Source organism: Streptomyces sp. NPDC050988 (assembly GCF_044456225.1).
Taxonomy (GTDB): Bacteria; Actinomycetota; Actinomycetes; order Streptomycetales; family Streptomycetaceae; genus Streptomyces.
The window spans coordinates 462,450-488,501 of the sequence record NZ_JBITFQ010000003.1; the positions used below are offsets into that span (position 1 = coordinate 462,450).

General features: G+C 70.4%; 26 protein-coding genes. 13 read left to right on the top strand and 13 right to left on the bottom strand.

Annotation, left to right across the window (positions count from 1 at the left end; all coding sequences use genetic code 11):
* Positions 1-155: 155 nt before the first annotated feature.
* Complete coding sequence (def, locus tag ACIBEI_RS10300) at positions 156-695, bottom strand: peptide deformylase (RefSeq protein WP_398887049.1); 540 nt, start codon at positions 693-695, stop codon at positions 156-158.
* A gap of 143 nt (positions 696-838) precedes the next feature.
* On the opposite strand from def, the gene ACIBEI_RS10305 reads away from it, so the two are divergent.
* The 7 genes from ACIBEI_RS10305 (at position 839) to ACIBEI_RS10335 (ending at position 8,852) form a co-directional block, all read left to right on the top strand.
* Positions 839-2,077: a MurT ligase domain-containing protein gene (locus ACIBEI_RS10305; RefSeq protein WP_398887051.1), complete on the top strand. Its 1,239-nt coding sequence runs from the start codon at positions 839-841 to the stop codon at positions 2,075-2,077.
* 19 nt (positions 2,078-2,096) lie between these two features.
* Positions 2,097-2,825 carry a type 1 glutamine amidotransferase gene (locus tag ACIBEI_RS10310; RefSeq protein ID WP_200399773.1) on the top strand — a complete coding sequence of 243 codons (729 nt, stop codon included), beginning with the start codon at positions 2,097-2,099 and terminating at the stop codon, positions 2,823-2,825.
* Between the two features lie 165 nt (positions 2,826-2,990).
* Complete coding sequence (locus ACIBEI_RS10315; protein ID WP_362068081.1) at positions 2,991-4,016, top strand: 6-phosphofructokinase; 1,026 nt, start codon at positions 2,991-2,993, stop codon at positions 4,014-4,016.
* Between the two features lie 146 nt (positions 4,017-4,162).
* Positions 4,163-5,113 (top strand): cytochrome c oxidase assembly protein, encoded by a 951-nt coding sequence (locus ACIBEI_RS10320; RefSeq protein ID WP_398887053.1) that lies wholly within the window; start codon positions 4,163-4,165, stop codon positions 5,111-5,113.
* A 177-nt stretch (positions 5,114-5,290) separates the two neighbouring features.
* Entirely contained in the window at positions 5,291-6,694 is a 1,404-nt protein-coding gene (locus ACIBEI_RS10325) for a DUF6777 domain-containing protein (protein WP_398887055.1), read from the top strand.
* Positions 6,695-6,727: 33 nt separating this feature from the next.
* Positions 6,728-8,680 (top strand): protein kinase, encoded by a 1,953-nt coding sequence (locus tag ACIBEI_RS10330; protein WP_398887057.1) that lies wholly within the window; start codon positions 6,728-6,730, stop codon positions 8,678-8,680.
* Positions 8,681-8,693: 13 nt separating this feature from the next.
* Entirely contained in the window at positions 8,694-8,852 is a 159-nt protein-coding gene (locus tag ACIBEI_RS10335) for a hypothetical protein (RefSeq protein WP_107102596.1), read from the top strand.
* Positions 8,853-8,906: 54 nt separating this feature from the next.
* On the opposite strand, the gene ACIBEI_RS10340 is transcribed toward ACIBEI_RS10335, so the two are convergent.
* The 4 genes from ACIBEI_RS10340 to ACIBEI_RS10355 all read right to left on the bottom strand — a co-directional run bounded on the left by ACIBEI_RS10340 (position 8,907) and on the right by ACIBEI_RS10355 (position 13,057).
* A complete protein-coding gene (locus ACIBEI_RS10340; RefSeq protein WP_269655218.1) occupies positions 8,907-10,121 on the bottom strand; it encodes a sensor histidine kinase in 1,215 nt (404 codons plus the stop codon).
* Positions 10,118-11,845 (bottom strand): cation acetate symporter, encoded by a 1,728-nt coding sequence (locus tag ACIBEI_RS10345; RefSeq protein ID WP_398887060.1) that lies wholly within the window; start codon positions 11,843-11,845, stop codon positions 10,118-10,120. The genes ACIBEI_RS10340 and ACIBEI_RS10345 overlap by 4 nt, the downstream gene beginning before the upstream one ends.
* 88 nt (positions 11,846-11,933) lie before the next feature.
* A complete protein-coding gene (locus ACIBEI_RS10350) occupies positions 11,934-12,290 on the bottom strand; it encodes a hypothetical protein (protein WP_398887062.1) in 357 nt (118 codons plus the stop codon).
* 11 nt (positions 12,291-12,301) lie between these two features.
* On the bottom strand, positions 12,302-13,057 hold the full coding sequence (locus ACIBEI_RS10355; protein ID WP_307527831.1) for a LytTR family DNA-binding domain-containing protein: 756 nt from the start codon (positions 13,055-13,057) through the stop codon (positions 12,302-12,304).
* A 77-nt stretch (positions 13,058-13,134) separates the two neighbouring features.
* Here ACIBEI_RS10355 and ACIBEI_RS10360 point away from each other — a divergent pair, with 77 nt between their 5' ends.
* The 6 genes from ACIBEI_RS10360 to ACIBEI_RS10385 all read left to right on the top strand — a co-directional run bounded on the left by ACIBEI_RS10360 (position 13,135) and on the right by ACIBEI_RS10385 (position 18,544).
* Positions 13,135-13,623, top strand: coding sequence for an Lrp/AsnC family transcriptional regulator (locus ACIBEI_RS10360; RefSeq protein WP_359713010.1), 489 nt, complete (start codon positions 13,135-13,137; stop codon positions 13,621-13,623).
* Between the two features lie 251 nt (positions 13,624-13,874).
* A complete protein-coding gene (gene ddaH, locus ACIBEI_RS10365) occupies positions 13,875-14,696 on the top strand; it encodes a dimethylargininase (RefSeq protein ID WP_398887065.1) in 822 nt (273 codons plus the stop codon).
* Positions 14,693-15,925, top strand: coding sequence for an ornithine--oxo-acid transaminase (rocD, locus tag ACIBEI_RS10370; protein ID WP_398887067.1), 1,233 nt, complete (start codon positions 14,693-14,695; stop codon positions 15,923-15,925). Before ddaH ends, rocD begins: the two co-directional genes overlap by 4 nt.
* A 292-nt stretch (positions 15,926-16,217) precedes the next feature.
* Positions 16,218-16,529: a hypothetical protein gene (locus tag ACIBEI_RS10375; RefSeq protein ID WP_398887069.1), complete on the top strand. Its 312-nt coding sequence runs from the start codon at positions 16,218-16,220 to the stop codon at positions 16,527-16,529.
* A gap of 155 nt (positions 16,530-16,684) precedes the next feature.
* On the top strand, positions 16,685-17,413 hold the full coding sequence (locus ACIBEI_RS10380; RefSeq protein ID WP_398887071.1) for a lysophospholipid acyltransferase family protein: 729 nt from the start codon (positions 16,685-16,687) through the stop codon (positions 17,411-17,413).
* 105 nt (positions 17,414-17,518) lie between these two features.
* A complete protein-coding gene (locus ACIBEI_RS10385) occupies positions 17,519-18,544 on the top strand; it encodes an NAD-dependent epimerase/dehydratase family protein (protein ID WP_398887073.1) in 1,026 nt (341 codons plus the stop codon).
* 72 nt (positions 18,545-18,616) lie between these two features.
* Here the strand turns inward: ACIBEI_RS10385 and ACIBEI_RS10390 are convergent, their stop codons facing one another.
* From ACIBEI_RS10390 to ACIBEI_RS10425, 8 genes are all read right to left on the bottom strand, one after another.
* Positions 18,617-20,203: an alpha/beta hydrolase gene (locus ACIBEI_RS10390; RefSeq protein ID WP_398887075.1), complete on the bottom strand. Its 1,587-nt coding sequence runs from the start codon at positions 20,201-20,203 to the stop codon at positions 18,617-18,619.
* Between the two features lie 146 nt (positions 20,204-20,349).
* Positions 20,350-21,123, bottom strand: a complete 774-nt coding sequence (locus tag ACIBEI_RS10395; protein ID WP_398887398.1) for an urease accessory protein UreD — start codon at positions 21,121-21,123, stop codon at positions 20,350-20,352.
* On the bottom strand, positions 21,120-21,803 hold the full coding sequence (ureG, locus tag ACIBEI_RS10400) for an urease accessory protein UreG (RefSeq protein WP_398887077.1): 684 nt from the start codon (positions 21,801-21,803) through the stop codon (positions 21,120-21,122). Before ureG ends, ACIBEI_RS10395 begins: the two co-directional genes overlap by 4 nt.
* Before the next feature lie 184 nt (positions 21,804-21,987).
* On the bottom strand, positions 21,988-22,665 hold the full coding sequence (locus tag ACIBEI_RS10405; RefSeq protein WP_398887079.1) for an urease accessory protein UreF: 678 nt from the start codon (positions 22,663-22,665) through the stop codon (positions 21,988-21,990).
* A gap of 83 nt (positions 22,666-22,748) precedes the next feature.
* Positions 22,749-24,470, bottom strand: a complete 1,722-nt coding sequence (locus tag ACIBEI_RS10410; protein WP_398887081.1) for an urease subunit alpha — start codon at positions 24,468-24,470, stop codon at positions 22,749-22,751.
* Positions 24,463-24,774 carry an urease subunit beta gene (locus ACIBEI_RS10415; RefSeq protein WP_143642976.1) on the bottom strand — a complete coding sequence of 104 codons (312 nt, stop codon included), beginning with the start codon at positions 24,772-24,774 and terminating at the stop codon, positions 24,463-24,465. The genes ACIBEI_RS10410 and ACIBEI_RS10415 overlap by 8 nt, the downstream gene beginning before the upstream one ends.
* Before the next feature lie 16 nt (positions 24,775-24,790).
* Positions 24,791-25,093 carry an urease subunit gamma gene (locus tag ACIBEI_RS10420; protein WP_055614092.1) on the bottom strand — a complete coding sequence of 101 codons (303 nt, stop codon included), beginning with the start codon at positions 25,091-25,093 and terminating at the stop codon, positions 24,791-24,793.
* 282 nt (positions 25,094-25,375) lie between these two features.
* Entirely contained in the window at positions 25,376-26,008 is a 633-nt protein-coding gene (locus tag ACIBEI_RS10425) for a TetR/AcrR family transcriptional regulator (protein WP_398887083.1), read from the bottom strand.
* Between the last annotated feature and the right edge of the window lie 44 nt (positions 26,009-26,052).

Below are 26,052 nucleotides of genomic sequence, written 5' to 3' on the forward strand. Positions count from 1 at the left end.
CGTACCCCCCCCCCCCCCCCCCCCCCCCCCCCCCCCCCCCCCCCCCCCCCCCCCCCCCACAAACCCCCCCCCCCCCCCCCCCCCCCCCCCCCCGCGGGCCCCCCCCCCCCCCCCCCGCGACCGGCCACGACGTGCCCGCAGTCGACCACCGACCCTCACCGACCCCAAGAGGCCCTACCCGCCTGCCACATCACCCTCCGGCGGCGCCATCCGCGAACCCGGTCCACGTACAACCCACCGTCAAGGTGATCGCACTCGTGCTGAAGGCACCGGGCGAACCACCCGGTGCCATGGATCCGCACGGGTTCGCCATCCACGGTGACCCCCTCCACCACGGCGTGGTCGTACCGCTCGGTCCCCGCCTCCAGACCCGGCAGCGACAGACACCCCTCGGGCCCCCGCAGCACCAGCCCGTCCGCCTCGACGAGCCGCGGGTTCACCACATGCCCCACATGCCGCCGTTCCTCGTCGTCGGGGCAGTCGTATACGAAGACCCGCAACGGTTCTCCGACCTGATTCGCGGCGAGTCCGACACCCTGCGCCGCATACATCGTCGAGAACATGTTCTCGACCAGCCGCGCCAGTTGGGGCCCGAACTCCGTGACTTCTTCACACCGTGTGTGCAACACGGGGTCGCCGAGCAAAGACAGGGGAAGGACGCGCCCTCGGGCGCCCGGGATCGAGCCGTGTCGCATGGCGGCAAGGGTACGGTCCTCAATGTCGCGCGGGTGCCGCGGTGGTGCCGCGATTCGGGCCGGTGAGTGGATCTCGATAGGCTGAGGGCCACACGTTGCCGGGGGCAGGGCGCGGCGCCGTACGCAAGGAGGATCGGGAACTGATGGCAGGCAACTCGGACCCGCTGTCGCCGCGGGCCAAGCTGGCCGTGACGGCGGGCAAGGCGGTCGCAGCGGCGTCACGCGCCGCGGGCCGTGGCAGCGGATCGGTGATCGGCGGCCGGGTGGCGCTCAAACTCGACCCCGACCTGCTGGCCAGTCTGGCCCAGCACCTGGACGTCATCCTGGTGTCGGCCACCAACGGCAAGACCACCACGACACGTCTGATCGCGGAGGCGCTGCGCGCGGCGGGCCCCGTCGTCTCGAACGCGCTGGGGGCGAACATGCCCGCCGGCATCACGTCCGCGCTGGCCGGCGGCTCGGAATCGCGGTACGCGGTCATCGAGGTGGACGAGAAGTACCTCTCCGGTGTGGCGCGGGACACGGATCCCAAGTGCATCGCCCTGCTCAACCTCTCCCGCGACCAGCTCGACCGCGCGGCCGAGACCCGCATGATGGCCGAGCACTGGCGTGAGGGCCTGGCGGGCTCGAAGGCCGTCGTCGTGGCCAACGCGGACGACCCGCTGGTCGTGTGGGCCGCGTCCTCCTCGCCGAACGTGGTGTGGGTGGCCGCAGGTCAGATGTGGAAGGACGACGCCTGGTCCTGCCCGTCCTGCGGCGGTGTGATGCAGCGCCCCGGCGACGACTGGTTCTGCGGCGACTGCGGTTTCCGCCGTCCCACGCCGAGTTGGGCGCTCTCCGGCGACCACGTCCTCGACCCGCACGGTTCGGCCTGGCCGATCCACCTCCAGCTGCCGGGCCGCGCCAACAAGGCGAACGCCGCGTCGTCTGCCGCCGTCGCCGCCGTCTTCGGCGTGCCTCCGCAGGTCGCCCTGGAACGCATGTACCAGGTGCAGGCGGTGGCCGGCCGCTACGACGTCGTCCAGTTCATGCAGCGCGACCTGCGCCTGCTGCTGGCCAAGAACCCGGCGGGCTGGCTGGAGACGTTCTCCCTGATCGACCCGCCGCCGACCCCCGTGATCCTTTCGGTGAACGCGCGCGGCGCCGACGGCACCGACACCTCCTGGCTGTGGGACGTCGACTACACACAGCTGACCGGTCACCCGATCTTCGTGCTCGGCGACCGCAAGCTGGACCTGGCCGTCCGTCTCGAGGTCGCGGGCCAGCAGTTCCAGGTCTGCGACAACCTCGACCAGGCCGTGCAGATGGCACCGCCCGGACGCATCGAGGTCGTCGCGAACTACACCGCTTTCCAGGACCTGCGGCGTCGTGTCGGCAACTGAACCCCGGAGGACCAAGAGAATGAGTGACAACAGCCTGCGGCTGGTGTGGATCTACCCGGACCTGCTGAGCACGTACGGCGACCAGGGCAACGCCCTCGTCGTCGAGCGCCGGGCCCGGCAGCGCGGTCTGGACGTGGCCCGTCTCGACGTACGCAGCGACCAGGCGATCCCCACCTCCGGTGACATCTATCTCATCGGCGGCGGCGAGGACCGGCCGCAGCGGCTCGCGGCCGAGCGGCTGCGCCGCGACGGCGGTCTGCACCGCGCGGTCGGCAACGGCGCGATCGTCTTCTCGGTCTGCGCCGGCTACCAGATCCTCGGCCACGAGTTCATCAACGACCTCGGTCAGCGCGAGCCGGGTCTCGGCCTGCTCGACGTGCACTCCACCCGCGGCGAGGGCGAGCGGTGCGTCGGTGACGTGCTGGGCGACATCGACGCCCGCCTGGGTCTGCCGCCGCTCACCGGCTTCGAGAACCACCAGGGCATCACGCACCTCGGCCCCACGGCCCGCCCGTTCGCGAACGTGCGGCTCGGCAAGGGCAACGGCACGGGCGACGGCACGGAGGGCGCGTACAACGACACGGTCTTCGGCACGTACATGCACGGGCCTGTCCTCGCCCGCAACCCGCTGATCGCGGACCTGCTGCTGAAGCTGGCCCTCGACGTCAACGCGCTGCCGCCGATCGACGACCGCTGGTACGAGGCGCTGCGCTCGGAGCGCATCGCGGCTGCTCAACAGCCCGCCTGACCTCACCGGCAGGGCCCGTCTGGCGGGGCGTCCGCTCACCTGTGCGGGGACGTCCAGCAGGCGGACGCACGATGCGGACCCGCCCCCTGCCGCCGGTAGGGTGGCGGCGTCCCGCCGGACAGCGTGGTCCGGTTCCCGGCCCACGTTGAGAAGGTATTTCGGGCTATGCGTATTGGTGTCCTCACGTCCGGCGGCGACTGCCCCGGCCTGAACGCCGTCATCCGGTCCGTCGTACACCGTGCCGTCGTCGACCACGGCGACGAGGTCATCGGCTTCCGCGACGGCTGGAAAGGCCTCCTGGAGTGCGACTACCTCAAGCTCGACCTCGACGCGGTGAGCGGCATCCTGGCTCGCGGCGGCACCATCCTCGGTTCCTCCCGCGTCCAGCCGGCGCATCTGCGTGACGGTGTGGAGCGGGCCAAGGGTCATGTCGAGGAGCTCGGGCTCGACGCGATCATCCCGATCGGCGGCGAGGGCACCCTCAAGGCGGCCCGCCTCCTGTCGGACGGCGGCCTGCCGATCGTCGGCGTGCCGAAGACCATCGACAACGACATCGCCGTCACGGACGTCACCTTCGGCTTCGACACGGCCGTCGGTGTCGCGACCGAGGCCCTGGACCGGCTGAAGACCACCGCCGAGTCCCACCAGCGCGTCCTGATCGTCGAGGTCATGGGCCGCCACACCGGCTGGATCGCCCTGCACTCGGGCATGGCCGCGGGCGCGCACGCGATCGTCGTGCCGGAACGGCCATTCGACATCGAGGAGTTGGCCGAGAAGGTCGGCGAGCGGTTCTCGGCCGGGAAGAGGTTCGCGATCGTCGTCGCCGCGGAGGGTGCGAAGCCTCGCGAGGGCACGATGAGCTACGACGAGGGCCGCAAGGACGCCTACGGGCACGAGCGCTTCGCGGGCATCGCCCGGCAGCTCTCCATCGAGCTGGAGGAGCGCCTCGGCAAGGAGGCCCGGCCGGTGATCCTCGGGCATGTGCAGCGCGGGGGGACGCCCACCGCGTACGACCGGGTGCTCGCGACCCGCTTCGGGTGGCATGCGGTGGAGGCCGTGCATCGGGGGGAGTTCGGGAAGATGACGGCGCTTCGGGGGACGGACATCGTGATGGTGTCTCTGGCGGAGGCCGTGGAGACGTTGAAGACGGTTCCGGACGAGCGGTACGCGGAAGCGGAGTGCGTCTTGTAGTGATTGGGCGGCTGCGGGTTCGTCGTGGCTGATCGCGCAGTTCCCCGCGCCCCTGAAATGGTGCCCCCGGTCCTCACAGTGACCGGGGGCAGTTCTAGTCTGGGTGCGGACAGACAGCGCAACTTGTACGAAACAGGAGCCGGCGGATGGATCACAGCGGGCACGGCACGATGATGGATCTGCCGCCGTTCACGCTGGGACGGGGGCTCGCGTGGTCGCCGGACCCGTTCTTCCTCGTGGCCTGCCTCCTGGGGCTCGCGCTGTACGGCTGGGGTGTGGTGCGGCTGGTCCGGCGCGGTGACGCCTGGCCGGTCGGGCGGACCGTGTCGTTCGTGGTCGGTGTCCTGAGCGTCATGCTCGTGCTGTGCACCGGGCTCAACGACTACGGCATGGTCATGTTCAGCGTGCACATGGTGCAGCACATGGTGATCAGCATGCTGTCGCCGATCCTCATCCTGCTCGGAGCGCCCATCACGCTCGCCCTGCGCGCGCTGCCCACGGCCGGCCGTGACCGCAAGGGGCCGCGCGAGCTGCTCCTGATGTTCCTGCACAGTCGGCTCATGAGGGTCGTCACGCATCCGGCGTTCACGATCCCGCTGTTCATCGCGAGCCTGTACGCGCTGTACTTCACGCCGATCTTCGACTTCCTGATGGACTCCAAGACCGGCCACGTCGCGATGATGTGCCACTTCCTCGCCGTCGGCCTGGTGTTCTTCTGGCCGATCATGGGCGTCGATCCCGGTCCGCACCGGCCCGGCTATCTGATGCGGATGCTGGAGCTGTTCGCGGGCATGCCGTTCCACGCGTTCTTCGGCATCGCCCTGATGATGGCGTCCGAACCGATGGTCCAGACGTACAAGAACCCACCCTCCTCGCTCGGCATCGACGCGCTCGCCGACCAGACCGCGGCCGGCGGTATCGCCTGGGCGTTCAGCGAGATCCCGTCCGTGCTTGTGCTGCTCGCGCTGCTCTTCCAGTGGCACCGCTCCGAGGAGCGGCAGGCACGGCGTTCGGACCGGGCCGCCGACCGTGACGGCGACAAGGAACTCGAGGCATACAACGCCTATCTGGCCTCACTCAACGCACGCGGTCGCTGAGCCCCTTTTCCCCTTTCGGTCACTCCGTACACACTGGAAATTCCCCTTGACTGAAAGGCTTTTCCATTCAGTAGCATGATGCGTGACGCCCTGCTTCCGCTCTGCAGGGTTACGGGGGATCCGCTGGGGGGAGCGGTCATGACAATTCACGCATGCTTGCTGAGGACCGGAAAAACCGTGGTCCGAAGGCTTGCCGTGCTGCTTGCCGCTGCGGTGATCCTCAGCGGATGCACGGAACAACGCCTGTTCGCGGTGAAGGCCGTCGCCGCCGGAGTGCCGTCACTCGCACCTTTTTTCGAAGAGGACGGCTCACTCGGCACCGACGAGACGAAGCTCAGGCCGGAGCAGGCGCACAGCGGCCTGCAACAGGGCAACACCCCTGGTCTGTACGGGGGTACGCAGAAACCCAAGGTCTGTGACGTCGACCGTCTCAAGGATTTCCTCACCGATCCCAGGAACCGTCAAAAGGCCCGGGAATGGGCCCGCATCGTGGGCATTACGCCAGATCGGATCGAGGGGTACATCGACGACCTCACACCCGTTCTGCTGCGTCACGACACTCTCGTGAAGAACCACGACTACAAAAAGGGCAAGGCTGTCGCCTTCGACGCATTGCTGGAGGCGGGGATCGCGGTATTGGTGAACGACCAGGGACTTCCGGCCGTGAAGTGCTCGTGCGGAAATCCGTTGCAGTCCTTCGACAAGGATCCCGAGAAGATCTCGGTCAAGTTCGAGGACGGCAACAAAAAGTGGGACGGCTACGAGAAGTCCGAGGTGGTGACCGTCAAGCCCTCGCCTCAGCCGCTGGAGCAGATCGCACTGATCGACGTGGACGACCCGGACCAGGGCCTCAACCGCCCCGTCGGCAGCTCGGGCGAGAACGACGAGCCGTTCGACGCGACGAAGCAGCACGCGGTGCCACGCGTCGCCGGAATGACCTTCGACCAGGCCAGTCAGCGGCTGTCCGAGCTGGGGCTGGCGGCGATGTCCTCCGACGGACTCCCCTCGGGGGACGCGGCGGTGACGGGCTCCGATCCGGGGCCCGGGACCGAGTTGCGGTTCGGGGAGGCGGTGACCCTGAGCGTCGCGGACGACGGCGAGGAGCCGGGTACGCCTCCGAAGTCGAACCCGTCCAACGGGCCGAGCACGGACGGCCCGACATCGGACGAGCCAACGTCAGGTGGGCCGACCACCGATGGACCGACCACGGATGGACCGACCACGGGCGGGCCCACGACGGACGGGCCCACGACAAGCGGTCCGACCACGGACGGACCGACGTCGAGCGGCCCCACCACGGACGGTCCGGACACGGGTGGCCCGACGTCGAGCGAGCCCACCATCGGCGAACCCACGTCGAGCGAACCCACGACGGCCATCCCGACCACCCCCACCACGTCGAGCACGCCGCCCACAGTCGAGCCGACCTCCGCGGAGCCCACGTCCGCGGAGCCGACCTCCGCCGATCCGACGTCCGTCGAGCCCACGCGGAGCAAGCCGGTGACCAGTGAACCCGCGTCGAGCGAACCCGGCTCGTCCGGTGCGCCGGCCTCGGCCGAGCCCGCTGCCGGCCCGGCCTAAGCCCACCCAGAGCCGAACCCGGGGAGTGACCGGATGGCATCAGGATCACCGCAGTCGGGCGTCGGCCGGGTCATCGCCGGCCGCTACCTTCTGCTGAACCAGCTGGGCAGCGGCGGCATGGGACATGTCTGGCTCGCCCACGACCAGCGGCTGGCGTGCGAGGTCGCGCTCAAGGAGATCGTGTTCCGCAACCCGGGCGAGGAGGGCGACCGCTCGGCCAGGGTCGCCCGGGCCCGTGCCGAGGCCCGGCACGCCGCGGGGCTGCGCGGCCACCCGCACGTGGTGACCGTGCACGACGTCCTGGAGCACGAGGGCCTGCCCTGGATCGTCATGGAGTACGTGCCGGGCGCGCTCGACCTGCACGCCCTGGTCACCCAGCGCGGCCCGCTGGCTCCCGCCGAGTGCGCCCGCGTCGGACTCGCCGTGCTGGACGCGCTGACCGCCGGGCACGAGCGGGGTGTGATGCACCGGGACGTGAAGCCCGCCAACATCCTGCTGGCCCCGGACCGCGCCGGATCGCCGTACGCCCGGGTGCTGCTCACGGACTACGGCATCTCCGTGCAGCCCGACGGCGGCGAGACGCGGTACACGCAGACCTCCGTACTGGTGGGCACCGCCGGGTATCTGGCGCCCGAGCGGGCCCAGGGCGGCCCGCCCACAGCCGCCGCCGACCTGTTCTCGCTGGGCTGCACGCTCTACTACGCCGTCGAGGGCTACGGCCCCTTCGACCGCGACTCGGGGCTCGCGGCGCTGACCGCCGTCGTACTGGAGGAGCCGCGTCCGACACTGCGCGCGGGCGCGCTGGAGTCGCTCCTGGCCGCCATGCTCACCAAGAACCCCGTCCACCGGATCACCGCGGAGGAGGCCGAGGGCGCGCTGTCCGAGATCCTGACACCTCAATCGCATCCCCGGACCCGGTTCGACCCCGGCTCGGAGCCGCCCTGGGCGGGCGGGCCCACCCATACGGCCGCACCCCGTGTCCCCGAGCCACCCGGGCCCTCGCAGAGCCACGCGAACGGCTCACAGTGGTACGCGCCGTCGGCCGCCCAGGAGTCCTCGGCGGCGCCCGGGCAGGAGACCCCCGCCACCTGGCCGCCGCCCGGGCAGGGCCCCTCCCCTTGGCCGACCGGGCAGGGTTACGGGTCTCCCCCGGCCACCACCAGCAGGCGCCGCCCGCGCCACCGCGTCCTCAAGGCCGTACTGGCGACCGCGCTGGGGCTGGCACTGGCGGGCGGCGGGGCCTGGTACGCGATGGCCTACCTGCCGGGCAAGGGTGCGGGGAAGCCGTACGGAGAGGCCGTCGGGCTCACCACGCCGCTCCAGGACGGCGACTGCGTGGACGCCGAATGGCCCGGCACGCCGTTCTCGGGCGAGCCCGCGCTCACGGTCGTGGGCTGCGACAGCAGGAACACCGAGGGGCAGGTCCTGGCGGTGTTCGAGACCGGCTCCGCCGAGGAGGCCCGCACCGGAGCAGCCGCCCAGTGCGAGCAGCGCACCGGGGAGACCCGTAAGAAGCTCGCGGACATCCGCCCCTTCGCCGCCGTCCCGACCGCCGACGGCTTCGATACCGCCGACCGTCGCGTCGCCTGTCTGCTGCTGGACGCACATGGCTTTCCCGTGTACGGGCCGCTCGGGGACAATCGCAAGCCGGGCACGCTCTTCAAGGACACCGCGACCATGCAGAGGCGGGACTGCCTCGACAAGGTGTCCGGCAACCGCGCCAAGCTGGTCTCCTGCGACGGTCCTCATGAGCAGGAGGTGCTCGACTTCTTCCGCATGCCTCCGGGTACCAGCCTCGACGACGCACACGACGAAGCACCCGAAACCTGCCAGAAGGAGATCCCGCCGCAGGACTACGGCTACGACCCCAGCGTCTACGAGGCCGCCGCCTGGGTGGGTAACAGCGGGTGGAACTCGGGGACGCGTTTCGTAGTGTGCACTGCAATTCGCCAGGACCGGGGCACCATGGAGAAAGACGAACCATGAGGAGGGTGTTGCGATGCCCGGTTCTACGAAGACCATGGGAGTACTCACCGTAGGCGGACTGGTGGTGGTCACGGCCTACACGGTGGCGCTCGGGAGCAGTGGCTGGCTGTGGTTCGGCTGGGTGGTGCTCGGTCTGATCACGCTGGCCATGGTGGTGTCGCGCCCCACCTGACGCATTCCGCAATCAGTCCCCCGGGCAGCTTCGGCGGTTCTTCGCCTGGGGGGCTCATTCGCGGGGCAGGCGTCCCGCCGAGTGCACGCCCGGCTGGTATTTCGGCAGCCGGGCGGTGATTTTCATGCCCGCGCCGAGTGCGGTCTCGATGACGAGGCCGTAGTCGTCGCCGTACACCTGCCGCAGCCGGTCGTCGACGTTCGACAGGCCGATGCCGCCCGAGGGGCTGACCTCGCCGGACAGGATGCGGCGCAGGCGGTCGGGGTCCATGCCGGGGCCGTCGTCCTCGATGACGACGAGTGCCTCGGCGCCCGCGTCCTGCGCGGTGATGCTGATGCGGCTCTTGTCGACCTTGCCGGTGCCGCCTTCGAGGCCGTGCTTCACGGCGTTCTCGACGAGCGGCTGGAGGCAGAGGAAGGGCAGGGTCACCGGGAGTACCTCGGGGGCGATCTGCAGGGTGACCGAGAGGCGGTCGCCGAAGCGGGCCCTGACCAGTGCCAAGTAGTGGTCGATGGCGTGCAGTTCGTCGGCGAGCGTGGTGAAGTCACCGTGTCTGCGGAACGAGTAGCGGGTGAAGTCGGCGAATTCCAGGAGGAGTTCGCGGGCCCGCTCGGGGTCGGTGCGGACGAACGAGGCGATCACCGCGAGCGAGTTGAAGATGAAGTGCGGGGATATCTGGGCCCGCAGCGCCTTGATCTCGGCCTCGATCAGCCGGGTGCGGGACTGGTCGAGGTCGGCGAGTTCCAGCTGGACCGAGACCCAGCGGGCGACCTCGCCGGTGGCCCGGACGAGCACGGCCGACTCGCGGGGCGCGCAGGCGACGAGCGCCCCGTGCACCCGGTCGTCGACGGTGAGCGGGGCGACGACGGCCCAGCGCAGGGGGCAGTACGGCTCGTCGCAGTCCAGGCGGAAGGCTTCGCCGCGGCCGGTCTCCAGGGGGCCGCCGAGCCGCTCCATGATCTGGTCGCGGTGGTGTTCGCCGACGCCCTCCCAGGCGAGGACCGTGTCCTGGTCGGTGAGGCAGAGCGCGTCGGTGCCGAGCAGGGTGCGCAGCCGCCGGGCCGATTTGCGGGCCGTCTCCCCGGTCAGCCCGGCCCGCAGCGGCGGGGCGGCGAGCGACGCGGTGTGCAGGGTTTCGAAGGTGGCGTGCTCGACGGGGGTGCCGAGGCCGCCGAGGGTCGACGGGCGGGAGGTGCGCCGGCCGAGCCAGAACCCGGCCGCCAGCAGCGGGAGTACGGCCACGCAGAGCCCGGCCAGGAAACCGCTCATGCCTTGACCTCCGCGCGTACCTGGCCGCCGGCCAGTTCCTCCGGCAGATGGAAGCGGGCGAGGATGGCGGCCGTTCCGACCGGCACCCGCCCGGGTGTCGCGAGGGACACCAGCACCATGGTGAGGAAGCCCAGGGGCACCGACCAGAGTGCGGGCCAGGCGAGGAGCGCGTGCAGCGAGCCCGTCCCCGGGAAGCCCGCCATGGTGGCGGCGACCGCGAGCAGTGCCGAGCCGCCGCCGACGATCATCCCGGCCGCCGCGCCCGGCGGGGTGAGCCGGTGCCACCAGATGCCGAGGACGAGCAGCGGGCAGAAGGACGAGGCGGACACCGCGAAGGCGAGCCCCACGGCGTCCGCGACCGGCAGTCCGCCGACGATCGAGCTGGCCGCGAGCGGCACGATCATCGAGAGGACCGTGCCGAGCCGGAAGTGCCGTACGCCGCGCGAGGGCAGTACGTCCTGGGTGAGCACGCCCGCCACCGCCATGGTCAGGCCGGACGCCGTGGACAGGAACGCGGCGAAGGCGCCGCCCGCGACCAGCGCGCCCAGCAGGTCTCCGCCGAGCCCGCCGATGACCCGGTCGGGCAGCAGCAGTACGGCGGCGTCCGCGTCCCCGGTGAGGGTCAGCTCGGGCGCGTACAGGCGCCCCAGCGCTCCGTAGACCGGGGGCAGCAGGTAGAAGGCGCCGATCAGGCCGAGCACGGCGACGGTGGTGCGGCGGGCGGCGACTCCGTGCGGGCTGGTGTAGAAGCGGACGACGACGTGCGGCAGTCCCATGGTGCCGAGAAAGGTGGCGAGGATCAGCCCGTACGTGGCGTACAGCGGGCGTTCCTCGCGGCCGGCGGCGAGGGAGGTGGACATGCCGCCGTTGCCGCCGCGGTCGGCTACGGGGACGGGGTCGCCCTTGGTGAAGGTGAGCCGGGTGCCCTGTTCGATGCGGTGGACTCCGGCCGGGAGCCGGACCCGATCGTCCTCGTACCGCTCGCCGTCGACCGTTCCCGTCGCGGTGACGCTCAGTGGTTCGCCGAGTTTGAGGTCCAGTCCGGCGTCGATGCGGACGACCCGGTGCTCGCGGAACGTGGCCGGTTCGTCGAAGGCCCGGTCCGGGGCGCCGTCGCCCTGCCAGGCGAGGACGAGGAAGAGCGCGGGGACGAGCAGGGCGGTGAGCTTGAGCCAGTACTGGAAGGCCTGCACGAAGGTGATGCTGCGCATGCCGCCCGCGGCGACGGTCGCGACCACGACGACGGCGACGATGATGCCGCCGAGTGGCTTGGACGCTCCGGTCAGGACGTTCAACGTCAGCCCCGCGCCCTGGAGTTGGGGCAGGAGGTAGAGCCAGCCGACGCCGACGACGAAGGCCCCGGCCAGCCGCCGTACGGACTGCGAGGCGAGCCGGGCCTCGGCGAAGTCCGGCAGCGTGTAGGCGCCGGAGCGGCGCAGCGGGGCCGCGACGAAGAGCAGCAGGACCAGATATCCGGCGGTGTAGCCGACCGGGTACCAGAGCATGTCGGGGCCCTGGACGAGGACGAGGCCCGCGATGCCGAGGAAGGAGGCGGCAGAGAGGTACTCGCCGCTGATGGCGGCCGCGTTCAGCCGGGGACCGACCGTACGCGAGGCCACGTAGAAATCCGAGGTGGTACGGGATATGCGCAGGCCGAAGGCGCCGACGAAGACGGTCGCGACGACCACGAGCGCGACCGCGGGGACGGCGTAGTTCTCGTTCACGGCTTGCTCTCGATCACAGGCTGTTCTCGCTCACGCGGTGCTCTCGTTCATGGGCTCAGCGGATCTCGGTCTGGGGCTGGTGCACGGGCTAGCGGTCCTCGACGAGGCGGACGAAGTCCTTCTCGTTGCGGTCGGCGCGGCGCACGTACCAGCGGGCGAGGAGCACCAGCGGCGGATAGACGCAGAACCCGAGCACGATCCACTCCAGGCTCGAACTGTCGCCCATCGACGCGAACACCAGCGGCAGCGGGCCCACGAGGAGGACGAGCACGGCGAACACGGTGAGCGCGGCGCGCAGTTGGGAGCGCATCAGCGAGCGGACGTAGGTGTGCCCGAGCGTGGTCTGCTCGTCGATCTCGGTGCGCGGCCGGGAGCGGCTCAGCGGGCGCGTACGGCGCGGCGGGCCGGTGACGACGACACGGCGGTCGGTGGAGTCCTGGGGCATCTCGGGCCTCCTCAGCTCGCGGTCCGGCGCATCAGCAGGTCACGCAGTTCGCGGGCGTGACGGCGGCTGACCTGCAGTTCGACCGAGTCGACCAGGACGCTGACGGTACCCGCGTCCAGGCGGAGTTCGCTGATGTGGCCGAGGGCGACGAGATGGCGGCGGTGGATGCGGACGAAGCCGCGCGAGCGCCAGCGTTCCTCGAGGGTGGAGAGGGGGATGCGGACGAGGTGGCTGCCCTGGGCGGTGTGCAGCCGCGCGTAGTCCCCGTGGGCCTCGACGTGGGTGATGTCCTCCACGGCGACGAAGCGGGTGACTCCCCCGAGCTCGACGGATATGTGGTCCGGGTCGGGTTCGTGCACGGGTATCAGCGGGGCCGCGTCCATCTGCTCGACGGCCCGGCGGACGGCCTCGGCCAGCCGTTCCCGGCGTACGGGCTTCAGGACGTAGTCGACGGCCTTGAGGTCGAAGGCCTGGACGGCGAAGCCCTCGTGGGCGGTGACGAAGACGACGAGCGGCGGTTTGGCGAACCCGGCGAGCAGCCGTGCCATGTCGAGGCCGTCGAGGCCCGGCATGTGGATGTCGAGGAAGACGACGTCGATGCCCTCGTCGCCGCCTGGGCCGCTCTCCAGGGCGCGGTTGATCCGGCGCAGGGCCGCGGTGGCATCGCTCGCGCCCTCGACGCTGCTCACCCGTGGATCGGCGTCCAGGAGATAGAGCAGCTCTTCGAGGGACGGCGGTTCGTCGTCGACGGCGAGGGCGCGCAGCATGAATCCGGAGTGTAGGAGCAATTCGCACGCCTGCACATGCGGCGGGCCGGGCCGTCGTCGCTGGATACAGTGCCCGCATGACACCCATGTCCGCCCCCTTCGACGATCTCGACCGCAAGATCGTCACGGCTCTGATGGCGAACGCGCGCACGAGCTTCGCCGAGATCGGTGCGGCGGTCGGTCTTTCCGCCACCGCGGTCAAGCGCCGGGTCGACCGGATGCGCGAGACCGGCGTGATCACCGGGTTCTCGGCGACGGTGGAGCCGGCCGCGCTGGGCTGGCGTACGGAGGCGTACGTGGAGGTGTACTGCGAGGGCGCCGCCCCGCCGCGGCGGCTCGCGGAGGTGATGCGCAACCACCCCGAGATCACCGCCGCCATGACGGTGACCGGCGGCGCCGACGCGTTGCTGCATGTGCGGGCCCGGGACGTGGAGCACTTCGAGGAGGTGCTGGAGCGGATCCGGGTGGAGCCGTTCATCCGCAAGACGATCAGCTACATGGTCCTGTCGCATCTGCTGCCGGAGAGCCCGGAGGCGGGGGCGAGCCAGCCCGCTCCGGAGGCGTGAGTCTTCCGCCGCCCGGACAGCGGGAGCATGGCCGTTCTCCGGTCCGGACAGCGGGAGCATGAGCGTTTCTCGGTCCGGACAGCGGGAGTGCGCCCCCTCCGGACCACTCACGCAGCGATCGTGCGTCGACCGGTCGGAACACGCAGCATTCCTGCGGTGACACGCAATCCCCGATTCTTGTCGAGACCGGCCTCCGCTTCCTACCGTTGAGGTATCCCACCCAACACGCAGGAAAGCGGAGGAACCCCTCTGTGCCCATGAGCCGTGTGCCGCGATCGAGGCGATTTCTGGTCTGCGAACCCAGACACTTCGCCGTGCAGTACGCCATCAATCCCTGGATGCATGAGGACACACAGGTCGACGTCGATCTGGCCCGAGGACAGTGGGCGGAGCTGGTCCGCGCCTACCGCGCCCACGGCCACACCGTCGACAGCGTGGAACCGGTCGCCGGTCTGCCCGACATGGTCTTCGCCGCGAACTCGGCGCTGGTCGTGGCCGGCCGGGTCTTCGGCTCGCTCTTCCACGCGCCGCAGCGCCGCCCCGAGTCGACCGCGTACGAGACGTGGTTCAAGAACGCGGGCTTCGACGTCTACCGCCCCGAGGCGGTGTGCGAGGGCGAGGGCGACCTGGTCTTCGCCGGCCGCGTTCTCCTGGCCGGCACCGGATTCCGTACCGAGCGGGCCGCCCACCACGAGGTGCAGGAGTTCTTCGGCGTCCCGACGGTCAGCCTCACGCTGGTGGACCCGCGCTTCTACCACCTGGACACCGCGCTGTTCGTGCTCGACGACGGCCCCGAGGCGAACATCGCGTACTACCCGGAGGCCTTCTCCGCGGGCAGCCGCGAGGTGCTCCGCCTGCTCTTCCCGGACGCGGTGATCGCCACCCGTGAGGACGCCATGGTGTTCGGTCTGAACTCCGTCTCGGACGGCCGCCACGTCTTCATCGCGCCGCGCGCCGAGGCCCTGGCGGGCGAACTCGACCGCCACGGCTATGTTCCCGTCCCCGTCGACCTGTCGGAGTTCCAGAAGGCAGGCGGGGGAATCAAGTGCTGCACCCAGGAGATCCGCTCATGACCATCGCGCCCAGCCGCTCCCTGCGTTCGTCCGCCGAGCTGATCCGCGCCGAGGAGCCCGTCCTCGCGCACAACTACCACCCGCTGCCCGTGGTCGTCGCGCGCGCCGAGGGCGCCTGGGTGGAGGACGTCGAGGGCCGCCGCTACCTCGACATGCTGGCCGGCTACTCGGCCCTCAACTTCGGACACCGCCACCCGGCGCTGATCGAGGCGGCCCACCGGCAGCTCGACCAGCTGACGCTCACCTCGCGAGCCTTCCACAACGACCGGCTCGCCCAGTTCGCCGAGTCCCTGGCCGAGTTGACGGGCCTGGACATGGTGCTGCCGATGAACACGGGCGCCGAGGCGGTGGAGAGCGCCATCAAGGTGGCCCGCAAGTGGGCGTACGAGGTGAAGGGCGTCCCCGCCGACCGGGCGACCATCGTCGTGGCCGCCGACAACTTCCACGGCCGTACGACGACCATCGTCAGCTTCTCCACCGACGAGACGGCCCGCGCGGGCTTCGGCCCCTTCACACCGGGCTTCCGCGTGGTCCCGTACAACGACCTCGCCGCGCTCGAAGCGGCGATCGACGAGACGACCGCGGCCGTCCTGATCGAGCCGATCCAGGGCGAGGCGGGTGTCGTCATCCCCGACGACGGCTATCTGCGCGGCGTCCGCGAACTGACCCGGCGCACCGGCTGCCTGTTCGTCGCGGACGAGATCCAGTCCGGCCTCGGCCGCACGGGACGCACGCTCGCCGTCGAGCACGAGGACGTCGTCCCGGACATGCTGCTGCTCGGCAAGGCGCTCGGCGGAGGCATCGTGCCCGTCTCCGCGGTGGTCGCGCGGCGCGACGTGCTCCAGGTACTGCGGCCGGGCGAGCACGGCTCGACGTTCGGCGGCAACCCGCTGGCCGCGGCCGTCGGCTCGGCCGTGGTGGAACTGCTGGAGACCGGCGAGTACCAGCGCAGGGCAGCGGAGTTGGGCATCGTGCTGAGGGGCGGCCTGGACGCCCTCGTCGGGAAGGGCGTCCAGGGCTTCCGGGCCCGCGGCCTGTGGGCGGGCGTCGACATCGACCCCGCCATCGGCACCGGCCGCGACATCAGCGAACGCCTCATGCGAGAGGGAGTCCTCGTAAAGGACACCCACGGCTCGACAATCCGCCTCGCCCCGCCCCTGACGATCACAGGAGAGGAACTCCAGACGGCCCTGGGTTCCCTGGAAAGGGTCCTGACGGAAGGGGCCTGAGGGCGAGGGGCGCGCCTCCGGGGATGCCGGGGGCGCGCCCCTCCAGGGACTCAGGGGGCGCCCCTCAACCGACTTGAGGGGCCGCCCCTTCGGACACTCGGCGGGAGGGGCGCGCCCCTTTAGGGGCGCGGGGAACTGCGCGACCAGCCCCCACCGGCCCGCGGCCAACGAACGACCGGGGCAGTGGGGCAGGGGGCGAAGCCCCAACGCCCCGGTCCGAGGCACGACGGCTCAGCGGAGAAGCCGGTCGAACCGAAACGGCGCGAGCGCTCCAGGCCTCCGCCCCGTACGGATGTACTCGGCGAGCCACCGCCCCCGCGACCGGCCCCAGCATGACCCCGAGCTGAGCCCGTCGCTCGCCCAGGAGATCGCCGGCCCGCCCGCAGCCCGCCTGCTCGAACCGACCGCCACGGATCTGCGCGCCCAGCAGGGCTGGCCGATGCTCCGCGACACGATCACCGCGTGGCGCGAGAACGGCTTCAACCTCGTGAAGGCGTCCGCGGCCCGGCGGGAGCACCGGGCCACCATGGCACTGCATCTCGCCTGCCTGGCCGACCAGTTGGGCGGCGGCAACGCGGCAGGATCGAGCCAGGTACTGCCCTGACGGGTGGTCCGGAAGAGGGCAGGGAGGCAGCATGAGTGCGTTCGGAGACGGTTACGGAGATCCGCCTCTGCACATACACTGGCGTCCCGCAGCACACCTGTTGACCAGCCAGAACGCGGCGGTTGAGCCGATCCTGTGAAGTGAGGAGCGACCCCTTGTTCTATTACGTTCTCAAGTACGTGATTCTGGGACCGCTGTTGCGGCTGGTCTTCCGCCCCCGGATCGAGGGTCTGGAGCATGTACCGGCGACGGGTGCGGCCATCGTCGCAGGCAATCACCTGTCGTTCTCGGACCACTTTCTGATGCCCGCGATCCTGAAGCGGCGCATCACGTTCCTCGCCAAGGCCGAGTACTTCACGGGCCCGGGCGTCAGAGGCCGGCTGACGGCGGCCTTCTTCCGCAGCGCCGGCCAGATCCCGGTGGACCGCTCCGGCAAGGACGCGGGCCAGGCGGCCATCCGCGAGGGCCTCGGGGTACTGAGCAAGGACGAGCTGCTCGGCATCTACCCGGAGGGCACGCGCTCGCACGACGGCCGCCTCTACAAGGGCAAGGTCGGCGTAGCGGTGATGGCGCTCAAGGCCGGGGTCCCGGTCATCCCGTGCGCGATGATCGGCACCTTCGAGGCCCAGCCCCCGGGCCGGAAGATCCCCAAGATCCACCCCGTGTCGATCCGCTTCGGCAAGCCCCTCGAGTTCTCCCGCTACGCCGGCATGGAGAACGAGAAGGCGATCCTGCGCGCCATCACCGACGAGATCATGTACGCGATCCTCACGCTCTCCGAGCAGGAGTACGTCGACCGGTACGCGGCCGTCGTCAAGGCGGAGGAGGCCGCCGAGAAGGCGGCCCAGGCGAAGCGCAAGTTCCCGCGTATGCCGCTGCGGTGACTGTCGCCGGACCGATGCCCGTCGAGCCGATGTCCACCGAGCCGGGACGATCTGCCCACAGCTAATGCACTGGGATCCCGGCGGCCGGGGCCCTACGGTCGCCCCATGGGACGAGCTGTGGTGATCGGAGCGACGGGACAGATCGGGCGGGTGGCCGTGGGGGCGCTCGCCAGGGACGGCTGGGAGGTGACGGCCCTCTCACGGGGCGGCGGACGGGACGAGTCCTGGCCCGACGGGGTACGGACGGCACGGGCGGACCGCGCGGACGACTCCGCCCTGGCCGCCACCGTCGGCGACGGCTGCGACGTACTGGTGGACATGGTGGCCTACGGACCGGAGCACGCACGGCAGTTGACGAATCTCGCCGGTCGCGTCGGATCGGCCGTGGTGGTCTCCAGCCTGTCGGTGTACGAGGACGACAAGGGCCGCAATTTCGATACGCAGGAGCAGCCCGACGGGTTCCCCGAGTACCCGGTGCCCCTGTCGGAGGACCAGCGGACCATCACGCCCGGCGAAACCTCCTACAGCACCCGCAAGGCGGGGCTCGAACGCGAACTGCTCGCCGCCGCCGACGAGTTGCCGACCACACTGTTGCGCGCGGGCGCGATCCACGGGCCGCACTGCCGTACCCCGCGCGAGCTGTACTTCGTCAAGCGCAACCTGGACGGCCGGCGTCGGCGCGTACTCGCGTACGGCGGGGAGAGCCGGTTCCATCCGGCGAGCGTCCACAACATCGCGGAGCTGGTCCGGCTGGCCGCGCGGCAGCCCGGCGCCCGGGTGCTGAACGCCGTCGATCCCGACGCGCCCACGGTGGCGGAGATCGCCGTCGCCATCGACGCGGTGATGGGTGTCGAGTCCGAGAGCGTCCTGGTCGACGGACCCGCGCCCGCCGATTCCGTGGGCGACACCCCGTGGTCCGTTCCGCACCCGGTGGTCTGCGACATGGCGGCCGCCGAACGGGAGTTGGGGTACCGGGCGGTGGCGCGGTACGCGGAGACGCTGCCGGACACGGTCGCCTGGATCGAGCGTCAACTGAGGGGGCAGGACTGGCGGGAGGCGTACCCGAAGATGTTCCAGAGCTACGGCGACCTCTTCGACTACGCGGCGGAGGACGCCTGGTTGCGGGCATGAACGAGGGGCGGCCGGATTCCCGGACGCCCCTCGTCCTTCCTCGTACTGCTATCGCTCGTGCTCCTGCTACCGCTACGGCTTGGGCGTGGCGTGCGGGGTGCACGTCACGTCGGCCGAGTCGACCTTGCCGGTGAGCAGGTAGGTGTCCACCCGGTCGTTGATGCAGGGGTTGGTCAGACCGGTCACACCGTGCGAGCCCGCGTCCTTCTCGGTGATCAGGCGGGAGCCCTTGAACCGCTTGTGCAGCTCGACGCCACCCTCGTACGGAGTGGCGGCGTCACGCGTGGCCTGCACGATCAGGACGGGCGGCAGACCCTTGCCGGACTTCACGTCGACCGGGGTCTGCTGCTTGGCGGGCCAGGTCGCGCACGGCAGGTTCAGCCAGGCGTTGGCCCACGTCATGAACGGGTAGTTCTTGTGCAGCTCGGTGTTGTCGCGGTCCCACTTCTTCCAGCTGGTGGGCCACTTGGCGTCGGTGCACTCGACGGCCGTGTAGACGGCGTTGCCGTTCTCCGAGGCGATGTTGCCCTCGGTGTCCGACAGGTCGGGGGCCGCGGCGTCGACGAGTGCCTGGGTGTCACCGGCGACGTACTTGCTGAACACGGTCGCGACCGGCACCCACGACGAGTCGTAGTACGGGGCGCTCTGGAAGAAGCCGATGAGTTCGGCCGGACCGACGACCCCGCCGATCGGGTTCTTCTTGGCGGTGGCACGCAGCTTCAGCCACTGCTCCTGGACCTTGGCCCGGGTGTCGCCGAGGTGGAAGGCCGCGTCGTTCTTGGCGACCCAGTCCTGCCAGTCCTTCCAGCGCATCTCGAAGGCGACGTCCTGGTCGAGGTTGGCCTCGTACCAGATCTTCTCGCGCGACGGGTTGACGACACTGTCCGCGATCATGCGGCGGACGTGGGTCGGGTACATCGTGCCGTACACGGCGGCGATGTACGTGCCGTACGAGACGCCCAGGAAGTTGAGCTTCTTCTCGCCGAGCGCGGCCCGGATGACATCCAGGTCACGGACGGTGTTGGGCGTCGTCATGTGCGGCAGCATCTCGCCGCTGCGCTCGGCACAGCCGGCCGCGTACTCGGCGGCGAGCTTGCGCTGGGCGCGCTTGTCGGCCTCGGAGTCCGGCACCGGGTCCATCTTCGGCGCCTTCACGAACTCCTGCGGGTCCGCGCAGGAGATGGGCGCCGAGTGGCCGACGCCGCGCGGGTCGAAGCCCACGAAGTCGTATGCCTTCGACGCCTTCACCCACAGCGGGTTCTTGTTGGTGACCCGGGTCGGGAAGCGCAGTCCGGAACCGCCGGGGCCGCCCGGGTTGTAGACGAGGGCACCCTGGCGCTCCGCCTTCGTGCCCGTGTTGCCGATGCGGTCCACGGCGAGCTTGATCTTCTTGCCGTTGGGCTTCGCGTAGTCGAGCGGGACGGTGACCCAGCCGCACTGGATGGGCTTCGCGATCCCCCAGTCGGCCGGACAGTCCGTCCAGTCGATGCCTGCCTTGGCCGCGCGAGCGGCGGCGATCGCGGCACCGCGCGTCTGGCTGTCCTGGCCGTGGCGGCTTTCCGCGCTGGCCGTCGGGGCCGCGACGGCGCCGGCTATCAGCGTCGCTGTGACGAGCGCTCCGGCCGAGCCGAACGCCGTCGCCCTTCTCAAACCCCTCAAGTGAGTCCTCCCCCTACTGTCTACTGTCGTTGTGGTCAGTAAGAGGGATCCTTTCGGCTGTGAGGTCCCTGAGAACAGAGGTGAAGTGGCTTTTTTGCCAATCCGATAACCGGAACTTCACTGCCCGTTGAGCGGTGCGGTTTGTTTCAGGCGAGTGCGCCGAGCGCCTCGTCGAGGATGCGCCGCAGACGCAGGGCATCGGGCGCGAGCGCGGTCACAAGGGCTCCGGGACCGGCGAGCGGGGTGAGCGCGGCGTACTCCCCCAGCAACCGCGCCTCGACCGGTTGCCGACCGAACTCCGGTCGTACGACGATGAGTTGCCCGAGCGCGCGATGCCCGGCGAGCACGGCGGGACCGTCCCATCCACCCGGCGCCCCGGGCCCGCAGGAGAGCTCCTGATCGAGCAGCGGCCGCCCGTCGAGCCGCACGGTGAGCCGACTGGCAAGCCGCCCGGACTCCTCGTTCGCCCGCCCGAGCACCTGCTCCTCGCGCAACACCAGCCGCGCACCGGCAGCAAGGTCCACACGCGTACTCACGCACAACTCACTGCCATTGGCGGAGATCAACTGCTCGGGCAGCCACCGCAGTTCGCCGCCTTCGGTCACTGTGAGCCGTACGTCGTAACGTGCCTCGCCCTTGGCCTGCCCCGGCAGCGCGATGGTGGCGGCGGCCGACCCCACGTGCAACCGCGCACCGTCACCGACCTCCGCCTCGACGGTGAAGTGGTCACCGCCCAGGGGCCCGCTCATCGCACCGACCAGCATGACCCGCGCCTCGGAACCACTGGCCCGCGTACGCCGCAGGGCGAGCGGCCCCTGCCCCTCCAACGTGGGCAGCGCGGTACCGCCCCGCCCGTCGGCTCGCGCCCCGATCCGCGCGAGGGCACGCACCCCGGCCACGCCTGCCTCTCCGGCCGTCATACCGTCCACGCGGCGAGCTGCACCCGCACCCAGGCGGCGACGTCCTTCACCCCGTCCTCGCCCCGCAACGACTGGAACACCACCGGCAGTTCGGCCCGCTGCGCCTTGGCGTCAGCGGCCATCCGCCCGAGGTCGGAGCCGACGTACGGAGCGAGGTCGGTCTTGTTGACGACGAGCAGGTCGGCGGTGGTGACCCCGGGCCCACCCTTACGCGGAATATCGTCCCCGCCGGCCACATCGATCACAAAAATCTGAGCGTCGACCAGCCCCTTGCTGAAGGTCGCGGTGAGGTTGTCGCCCCCCGACTCGACCAGGACGAGATCCAACGGCCCGACCTCATCCTCCAGATCCTCGACGGCTTCGAGATTCGCGGAGATGTCGTCCCGAATCGCCGTGTGCGGACAGGCCCCGGTCTCCACGGCGGTGATCCGCTCGGGCGGCAACACGGCCTCCCGCAACAGGAACTCGGCGTCCTCACGCGTATAGATGTCATTGGTGACAACCGCCAACGACAGCTCATCCCGCAGAACCCGGCAGAGCGCCGCCACGGTAGCGGTCTTCCCGGACCCGACGGGCCCCCCGAGCCCGATCCGCAGGGCCCGCCGCCGCCCGTCGGGCCGGTGGGCGTCGGCGCTGACGGCCGGGGGGCCGTCGTGGGTGTGAAGGTGATCGAGGTGCATGGTGGCGGCTCCATTTCTGTGGCTGGGGGAATTCTGTGGCTGGGGGAACTCTCTGAGCCCGGGCCGACAATTTCAGCCCGTCCGGCGTTTGAGGACGAGGCCGTTCAGGCCGACAGGGGGGTTTGGGGGCGCAGCCCCCAAAAGGGACGGGAACGGGTAGGGGCGGCGGGGGCGAAAGAAACCCCTACGAGGCAAACAACCGCACAGCCCAAGCAGCATGCACCTCCGCACTGATCTCCAACACCGGCGCGGAAGCCGCAGGCAACACCCCGACCCCGCCGCCCCCCAAAGCCCCCCGCGCCACCACAGCCGCCTCCCGCGCAACCAGATCAAGCTCAGGAGCCAACCGAGCCAACACCCCAGTCGCATCGAACGGATCAAGACTCAGCAACCGCACCGTCGCACTCGCCGGCCCACTCACACTCTCGTACACAGCGCAGTACGCGGCATCCTCCGCCCCGAGCCCCGCGGCCCGGGCAGCCAGCCCGAGAACGACCGGCTGATGGGCACCCTTGGGGAACTCCCGTGCCAGCGCGTCGAGTTCGGCGGACGGCCACGTCGCCCGAGCGGCCCGCATCAACTGCCGCCCGAGCTTCCGGGCGGCGACCCGCAGGGCGAGGGACGGCGTACGCGCGTCCGCGGCACCGTCCAGTTCCACCGGGTCGAGCCCGAGGGCGGCGGCCGCGGCGAGCGAGGCGGACACCAGCCCGGCCGTGTGCAACCGCCCCCGGCAGAACTCCTCCAGACTCTCCGCACCGGTGATCCGCCCGGCCTTGACCGCCGCCTCGGCGCCACCGGAGTGGGCATGCCCCCCGGCGGGAAACCGGCCGTCGGCCAGCACAAGCAACGCAGCACGCGACATGACGAGCCTCAGAACGCAGAGTCGAAGTCGAAGTTGACGTCGAAGTCGAAGTCGAGGTCAGAATCGAAGTCGAAGTCGGAAGGTCAGAACAGGAAATACCGCTGAGCCATGGGCAGTTCGGCAGCCGGAGTGGCCTCCACCAGCTCCCCGTCGATCGTGACGGCGAAGCTGTCGGGATCGACCTGCACCCGCGGCCGCGCGTCGTTCTCCCGCATGTCCGCCTTGGTCACCCCACGCGTCGACTCGATCGACACGAACCGCTTGCCGAGCCCGAGCCGCTCGGGCAGCCCGTCCTCGATCGCGATCGGCGCAACGAAGTTGAAGGAGTTGGAGGCGGGCGCCCGCCCGATCGCCCCGAACATCGGCCGGGGCAGAATCGGCTGCGGCGTGGGAATGGACGCGTTGGCGTCGCCCATCTGCGCGTACGCGATCTGCCCGCCCTTGACGACGAGATGCGGCTTGACGCCGAAGAACGCGGGCTCCCACAGCACGAGGTCGGCGAGCTTCCCGGTCTCCACGGAGCCGACCTCGCGAGCGAGCCCCTGCGCGAGGGCCGGATTGATTGTGTACTTGGCGACATAGCGACGTACACGGTGGTTGTCCGCACGTCCGTCCCCGGGCAGCGCACCCCTCCGCCGCTTCATGACATGGGCCGTCTGCCAGGTCCGCATGATGACCTCGCCCACGCGCCCCATGGCCTGCGCGTCGGAGGAGATGATCGAGATGGCGCCGAGGTCGTGCAGGATGTCCTCGGCCCCGATGGTGGTGGGCCGGATCCGGGACTCGGCGAAGGCGAGGTCCTCGGGCACGGCCGCGTTGAGGTGGTGGCAGACCATCAGCATGTCGAGGTGTTCCTCGGCGGTGTTGACGGTGTAGGGCCGGGTCGGGTTGGTCGAGCTGGGCAGCACGTGCCCCTCGGAGACGACGGTCATGATGTCCGGCGCGTGCCCGCCGCCGGCACCCTCCGTGTGGTACGCGTGGATGGTGCGCCCCGCGATCGCGGCGAGCGTGTCGGCCACGAACCCGGCCTCGTTGAGGGTGTCGGTGTGGATGGCGATCTGCGCGCCGGTCCGGTCCGCCACCGTGAGCGCCGCGTCGATGACGGCGGGCGTGGAGCCCCAGTCCTCGTGCAGCTTGAGGCCGAGCGCCCCGCCGCGCAGCTGGGAGAGCATCGCCTCGTGGGAGACGGTGTTGCCCTTGCCGAGGAGCCCGAAGTTGAGCGGGTACTCCTCCATCGCCTCCAGCATCCGGGCCAGGTGCCAGGGACCGGGCGTGACGGTGGTCGCCTTGGAACCCTCGGCCGGACCGGTGCCGCCGCCGATGAGCGTGGTGATCCCGGAGGCCAGCGCCTCGTCGGCGATCTGCGGACAGATCAGATGCACATGGGCGTCGATGGCACCGGCCGTCAGGATCCGCCCGTTGCCCGCGATGACCTCGGTCTCCGGGCCGATGACGAGATCCGGGTGCACCCCGTCCATGGTGTCCGGGTTGCCCGCCTTGCCGATCCCCGTGATCCGGCCGTCGCGAATACCGACGTCGGCCTTGATGATCCCCCAGTGGTCGATGATCACCGCACCCGTGATGACGGTGTCCGGGGTGCCGTCTGCGCGCGTAGCACGCGACTGGCCCATGGATTCGCGGATGACCTTGCCACCGCCGAACACGGCCTCGTCACCGGCGCGTCCGGGACCGCCGGAACGATCCTCCTCGATCTCGACGAGCAGATCGGTGTCGGCGAGCCGGATGCGGTCACCGGTGGTGGGGCCGAACAGGTCGGCGTACGCGGCACGCGAGATCTCAGGCATCGAGGGCACCTCCGGTCTCACCGCGCAGGCCGGGCACGACACGGGCGCCGGTGAGCGGAACGAGTTCGACGTCGACGGGGATCCCGGGTTCGAAGCGCACGGCGGTGCCGGCGGCGACGTTGAGCCGCTTCCCGCGCGCAGCGGCGCGGTCGAAGTCCAGACCGGGGTTGGCCTCGGCGAAGTGATAGTGGGAGCCGACCTGGACGGGCCGGTCGGCGGCGTTGAGGACGGTGAGCCGGGTGACCTCAAGGCCTTCGTTGAAGGCGACGGGTCCGTCGGCGAACAGGATCTCTCCGGGAATCATGGCTGCCGCTCCCCCGTCAGACGATCGGGTCGTGGACGGTGACGAGCTTGGTGCCGTCCGGGAAGGTGGCCTCCACCTGGACGTCGTGGATCATCTCGGGGATGCCCTCCATGACGTCCTCGCGGGTGAGGATCTTGCGCCCGGAGGCCATCAGCTCGGCGACGGTACGGCCGTCCCGGGCCCCTTCGAGGATGTGCGAGGTGATCAGGGCGACGGCCTCGGGGTGGTTGAGCTTCAGTCCCCGGGCCCGGCGCTTCTCGGCCACATCGGCGGCCACATGGATGAGCAGCCTCTCCTGCTCGTGCGGCGTCAGTTGCACGGCGTCCACCTCACAGTCCTCGCTCCGGACCGTGCGGGGTCCGGTTGCCGCAGCCACCACGAAGGATTCGGATGCAGTACGCGACTGCGGTACGCGGCCGGAATGCGCGACTCTGCGCGTCCCTGGCTGCGAAAACCCCTGGTGACGTGGTGGTGCAGGCTAGTTGTGCGGGATTTCAGGGACGTTAACCGCCGCGCGGGGATTCGTACGGGGATCACGGCGATCGAGCCGACCGGCCGACCGGATCGTCGGCCTGTGCCGCGCGCTCGGACCGGGTCGGCGTCAGCGGGGCGGCTCCATGCTCATCAGCGCCCGTAGCCCGTCCTGGATCACCTCGGCGGGCGCCGGGCCGAAGAGCGCCTGCTGGGCGGCGAACCCCTGCGCGGTGGCGATCATGGTCCTGGCGACATGGTCGGCGGGAATGTCCGCCCGCATCACGCCGGCCTCCTGATAGCCCTCGACGACCTTCACCCAGGCCGCGCGCACGGTGCCGAAGCCCTCGCGCAGCACCCGCGACAGCTCGCCGTCGCGGAGCGTCTCCGTCCAGACCTGGACCATCAGCCGGGGGAAGGATGCCTCTCCCTCCCAGCTCAGCCCGAGCTTTCCCGCTCCCCCCAGTCCGAGCACCTGGGTCATGACCCGGCCCACGAGCACATCGGGCGGTGGGGGCGGAGCCTGCCGGGCGGCCTCTTCGAAGGCGTCGCGAATACCTCCAAGGACCTCGGTGACGATGGCCGCGATCAGTTCGTCCTTGCCACTGAAGTAGCGGTAGACGGCGCCTGCCGACAGATCCACCTCCTTCAGCACGTCCTGCATCGACGTGGCATGGAACCCGTTGCGGGCGAAGCTGCGGGCCGCGCCGTCGAGGATCTGACGGCGGCGGGCGTCGAGGTGTGCCTGGGATACGCGGGCCATGATTGAACACTAAAACGAACATTCATTCTTGACAAGCGACGACA

Excerpts from the sequence above, each read along its gene's own strand:
- ACIBEI_RS10350 (WP_398887062.1), bottom strand. The coding sequence starts at position 12,290 with ATGCCCCAGGACTCCACCGACCGCCGTGTCGTCGTCACCGGCCCGCCG.
- ACIBEI_RS10375 (WP_398887069.1), top strand. The coding sequence starts at position 16,218 with ATGTACTCGGCGAGCCACCGCCCCCGCGACCGGCCCCAGCATGACCCC.
- ACIBEI_RS10340 (WP_269655218.1), bottom strand. The coding sequence starts at position 10,121 with ATGAGCGGTTTCCTGGCCGGGCTCTGCGTGGCCGTACTCCCGCTGCTG.
- ACIBEI_RS10305 (WP_398887051.1), top strand. The coding sequence starts at position 839 with ATGGCAGGCAACTCGGACCCGCTGTCGCCGCGGGCCAAGCTGGCCGTG.
- ureG (WP_398887077.1), bottom strand. The coding sequence starts at position 21,803 with ATGCACCTCGATCACCTTCACACCCACGACGGCCCCCCGGCCGTCAGC.
- ACIBEI_RS10410 (WP_398887081.1), bottom strand. The coding sequence starts at position 24,470 with ATGCCTGAGATCTCGCGTGCCGCGTACGCCGACCTGTTCGGCCCCACC.
- rocD (WP_398887067.1), top strand. The coding sequence starts at position 14,693 with ATGACCATCGCGCCCAGCCGCTCCCTGCGTTCGTCCGCCGAGCTGATC.
- ACIBEI_RS10320 (WP_398887053.1), top strand. The coding sequence starts at position 4,163 with ATGGATCACAGCGGGCACGGCACGATGATGGATCTGCCGCCGTTCACG.
- def (WP_398887049.1), bottom strand. The coding sequence starts at position 695 with ATGCGACACGGCTCGATCCCGGGCGCCCGAGGGCGCGTCCTTCCCCTG.
- ACIBEI_RS10385 (WP_398887073.1), top strand. The coding sequence starts at position 17,519 with ATGGGACGAGCTGTGGTGATCGGAGCGACGGGACAGATCGGGCGGGTG.
- ACIBEI_RS10415 (WP_143642976.1), bottom strand. The coding sequence starts at position 24,774 with ATGATTCCCGGAGAGATCCTGTTCGCCGACGGACCCGTCGCCTTCAAC.
- ACIBEI_RS10395 (WP_398887398.1), bottom strand. The coding sequence starts at position 21,123 with ATGACGGCCGGAGAGGCAGGCGTGGCCGGGGTGCGTGCCCTCGCGCGG.
- ACIBEI_RS10355 (WP_307527831.1), bottom strand. The coding sequence starts at position 13,057 with ATGCTGCGCGCCCTCGCCGTCGACGACGAACCGCCGTCCCTCGAAGAG.
- ACIBEI_RS10315 (WP_362068081.1), top strand. The coding sequence starts at position 2,991 with ATGCGTATTGGTGTCCTCACGTCCGGCGGCGACTGCCCCGGCCTGAAC.
- ACIBEI_RS10335 (WP_107102596.1), top strand. The coding sequence starts at position 8,694 with ATGCCCGGTTCTACGAAGACCATGGGAGTACTCACCGTAGGCGGACTG.
- ACIBEI_RS10310 (WP_200399773.1), top strand. The coding sequence starts at position 2,097 with ATGAGTGACAACAGCCTGCGGCTGGTGTGGATCTACCCGGACCTGCTG.
- ACIBEI_RS10360 (WP_359713010.1), top strand. The coding sequence starts at position 13,135 with ATGACACCCATGTCCGCCCCCTTCGACGATCTCGACCGCAAGATCGTC.
- ACIBEI_RS10330 (WP_398887057.1), top strand. The coding sequence starts at position 6,728 with ATGGCATCAGGATCACCGCAGTCGGGCGTCGGCCGGGTCATCGCCGGC.
- ACIBEI_RS10425 (WP_398887083.1), bottom strand. The coding sequence starts at position 26,008 with ATGGCCCGCGTATCCCAGGCACACCTCGACGCCCGCCGCCGTCAGATC.
- ACIBEI_RS10405 (WP_398887079.1), bottom strand. The coding sequence starts at position 22,665 with ATGTCGCGTGCTGCGTTGCTTGTGCTGGCCGACGGCCGGTTTCCCGCC.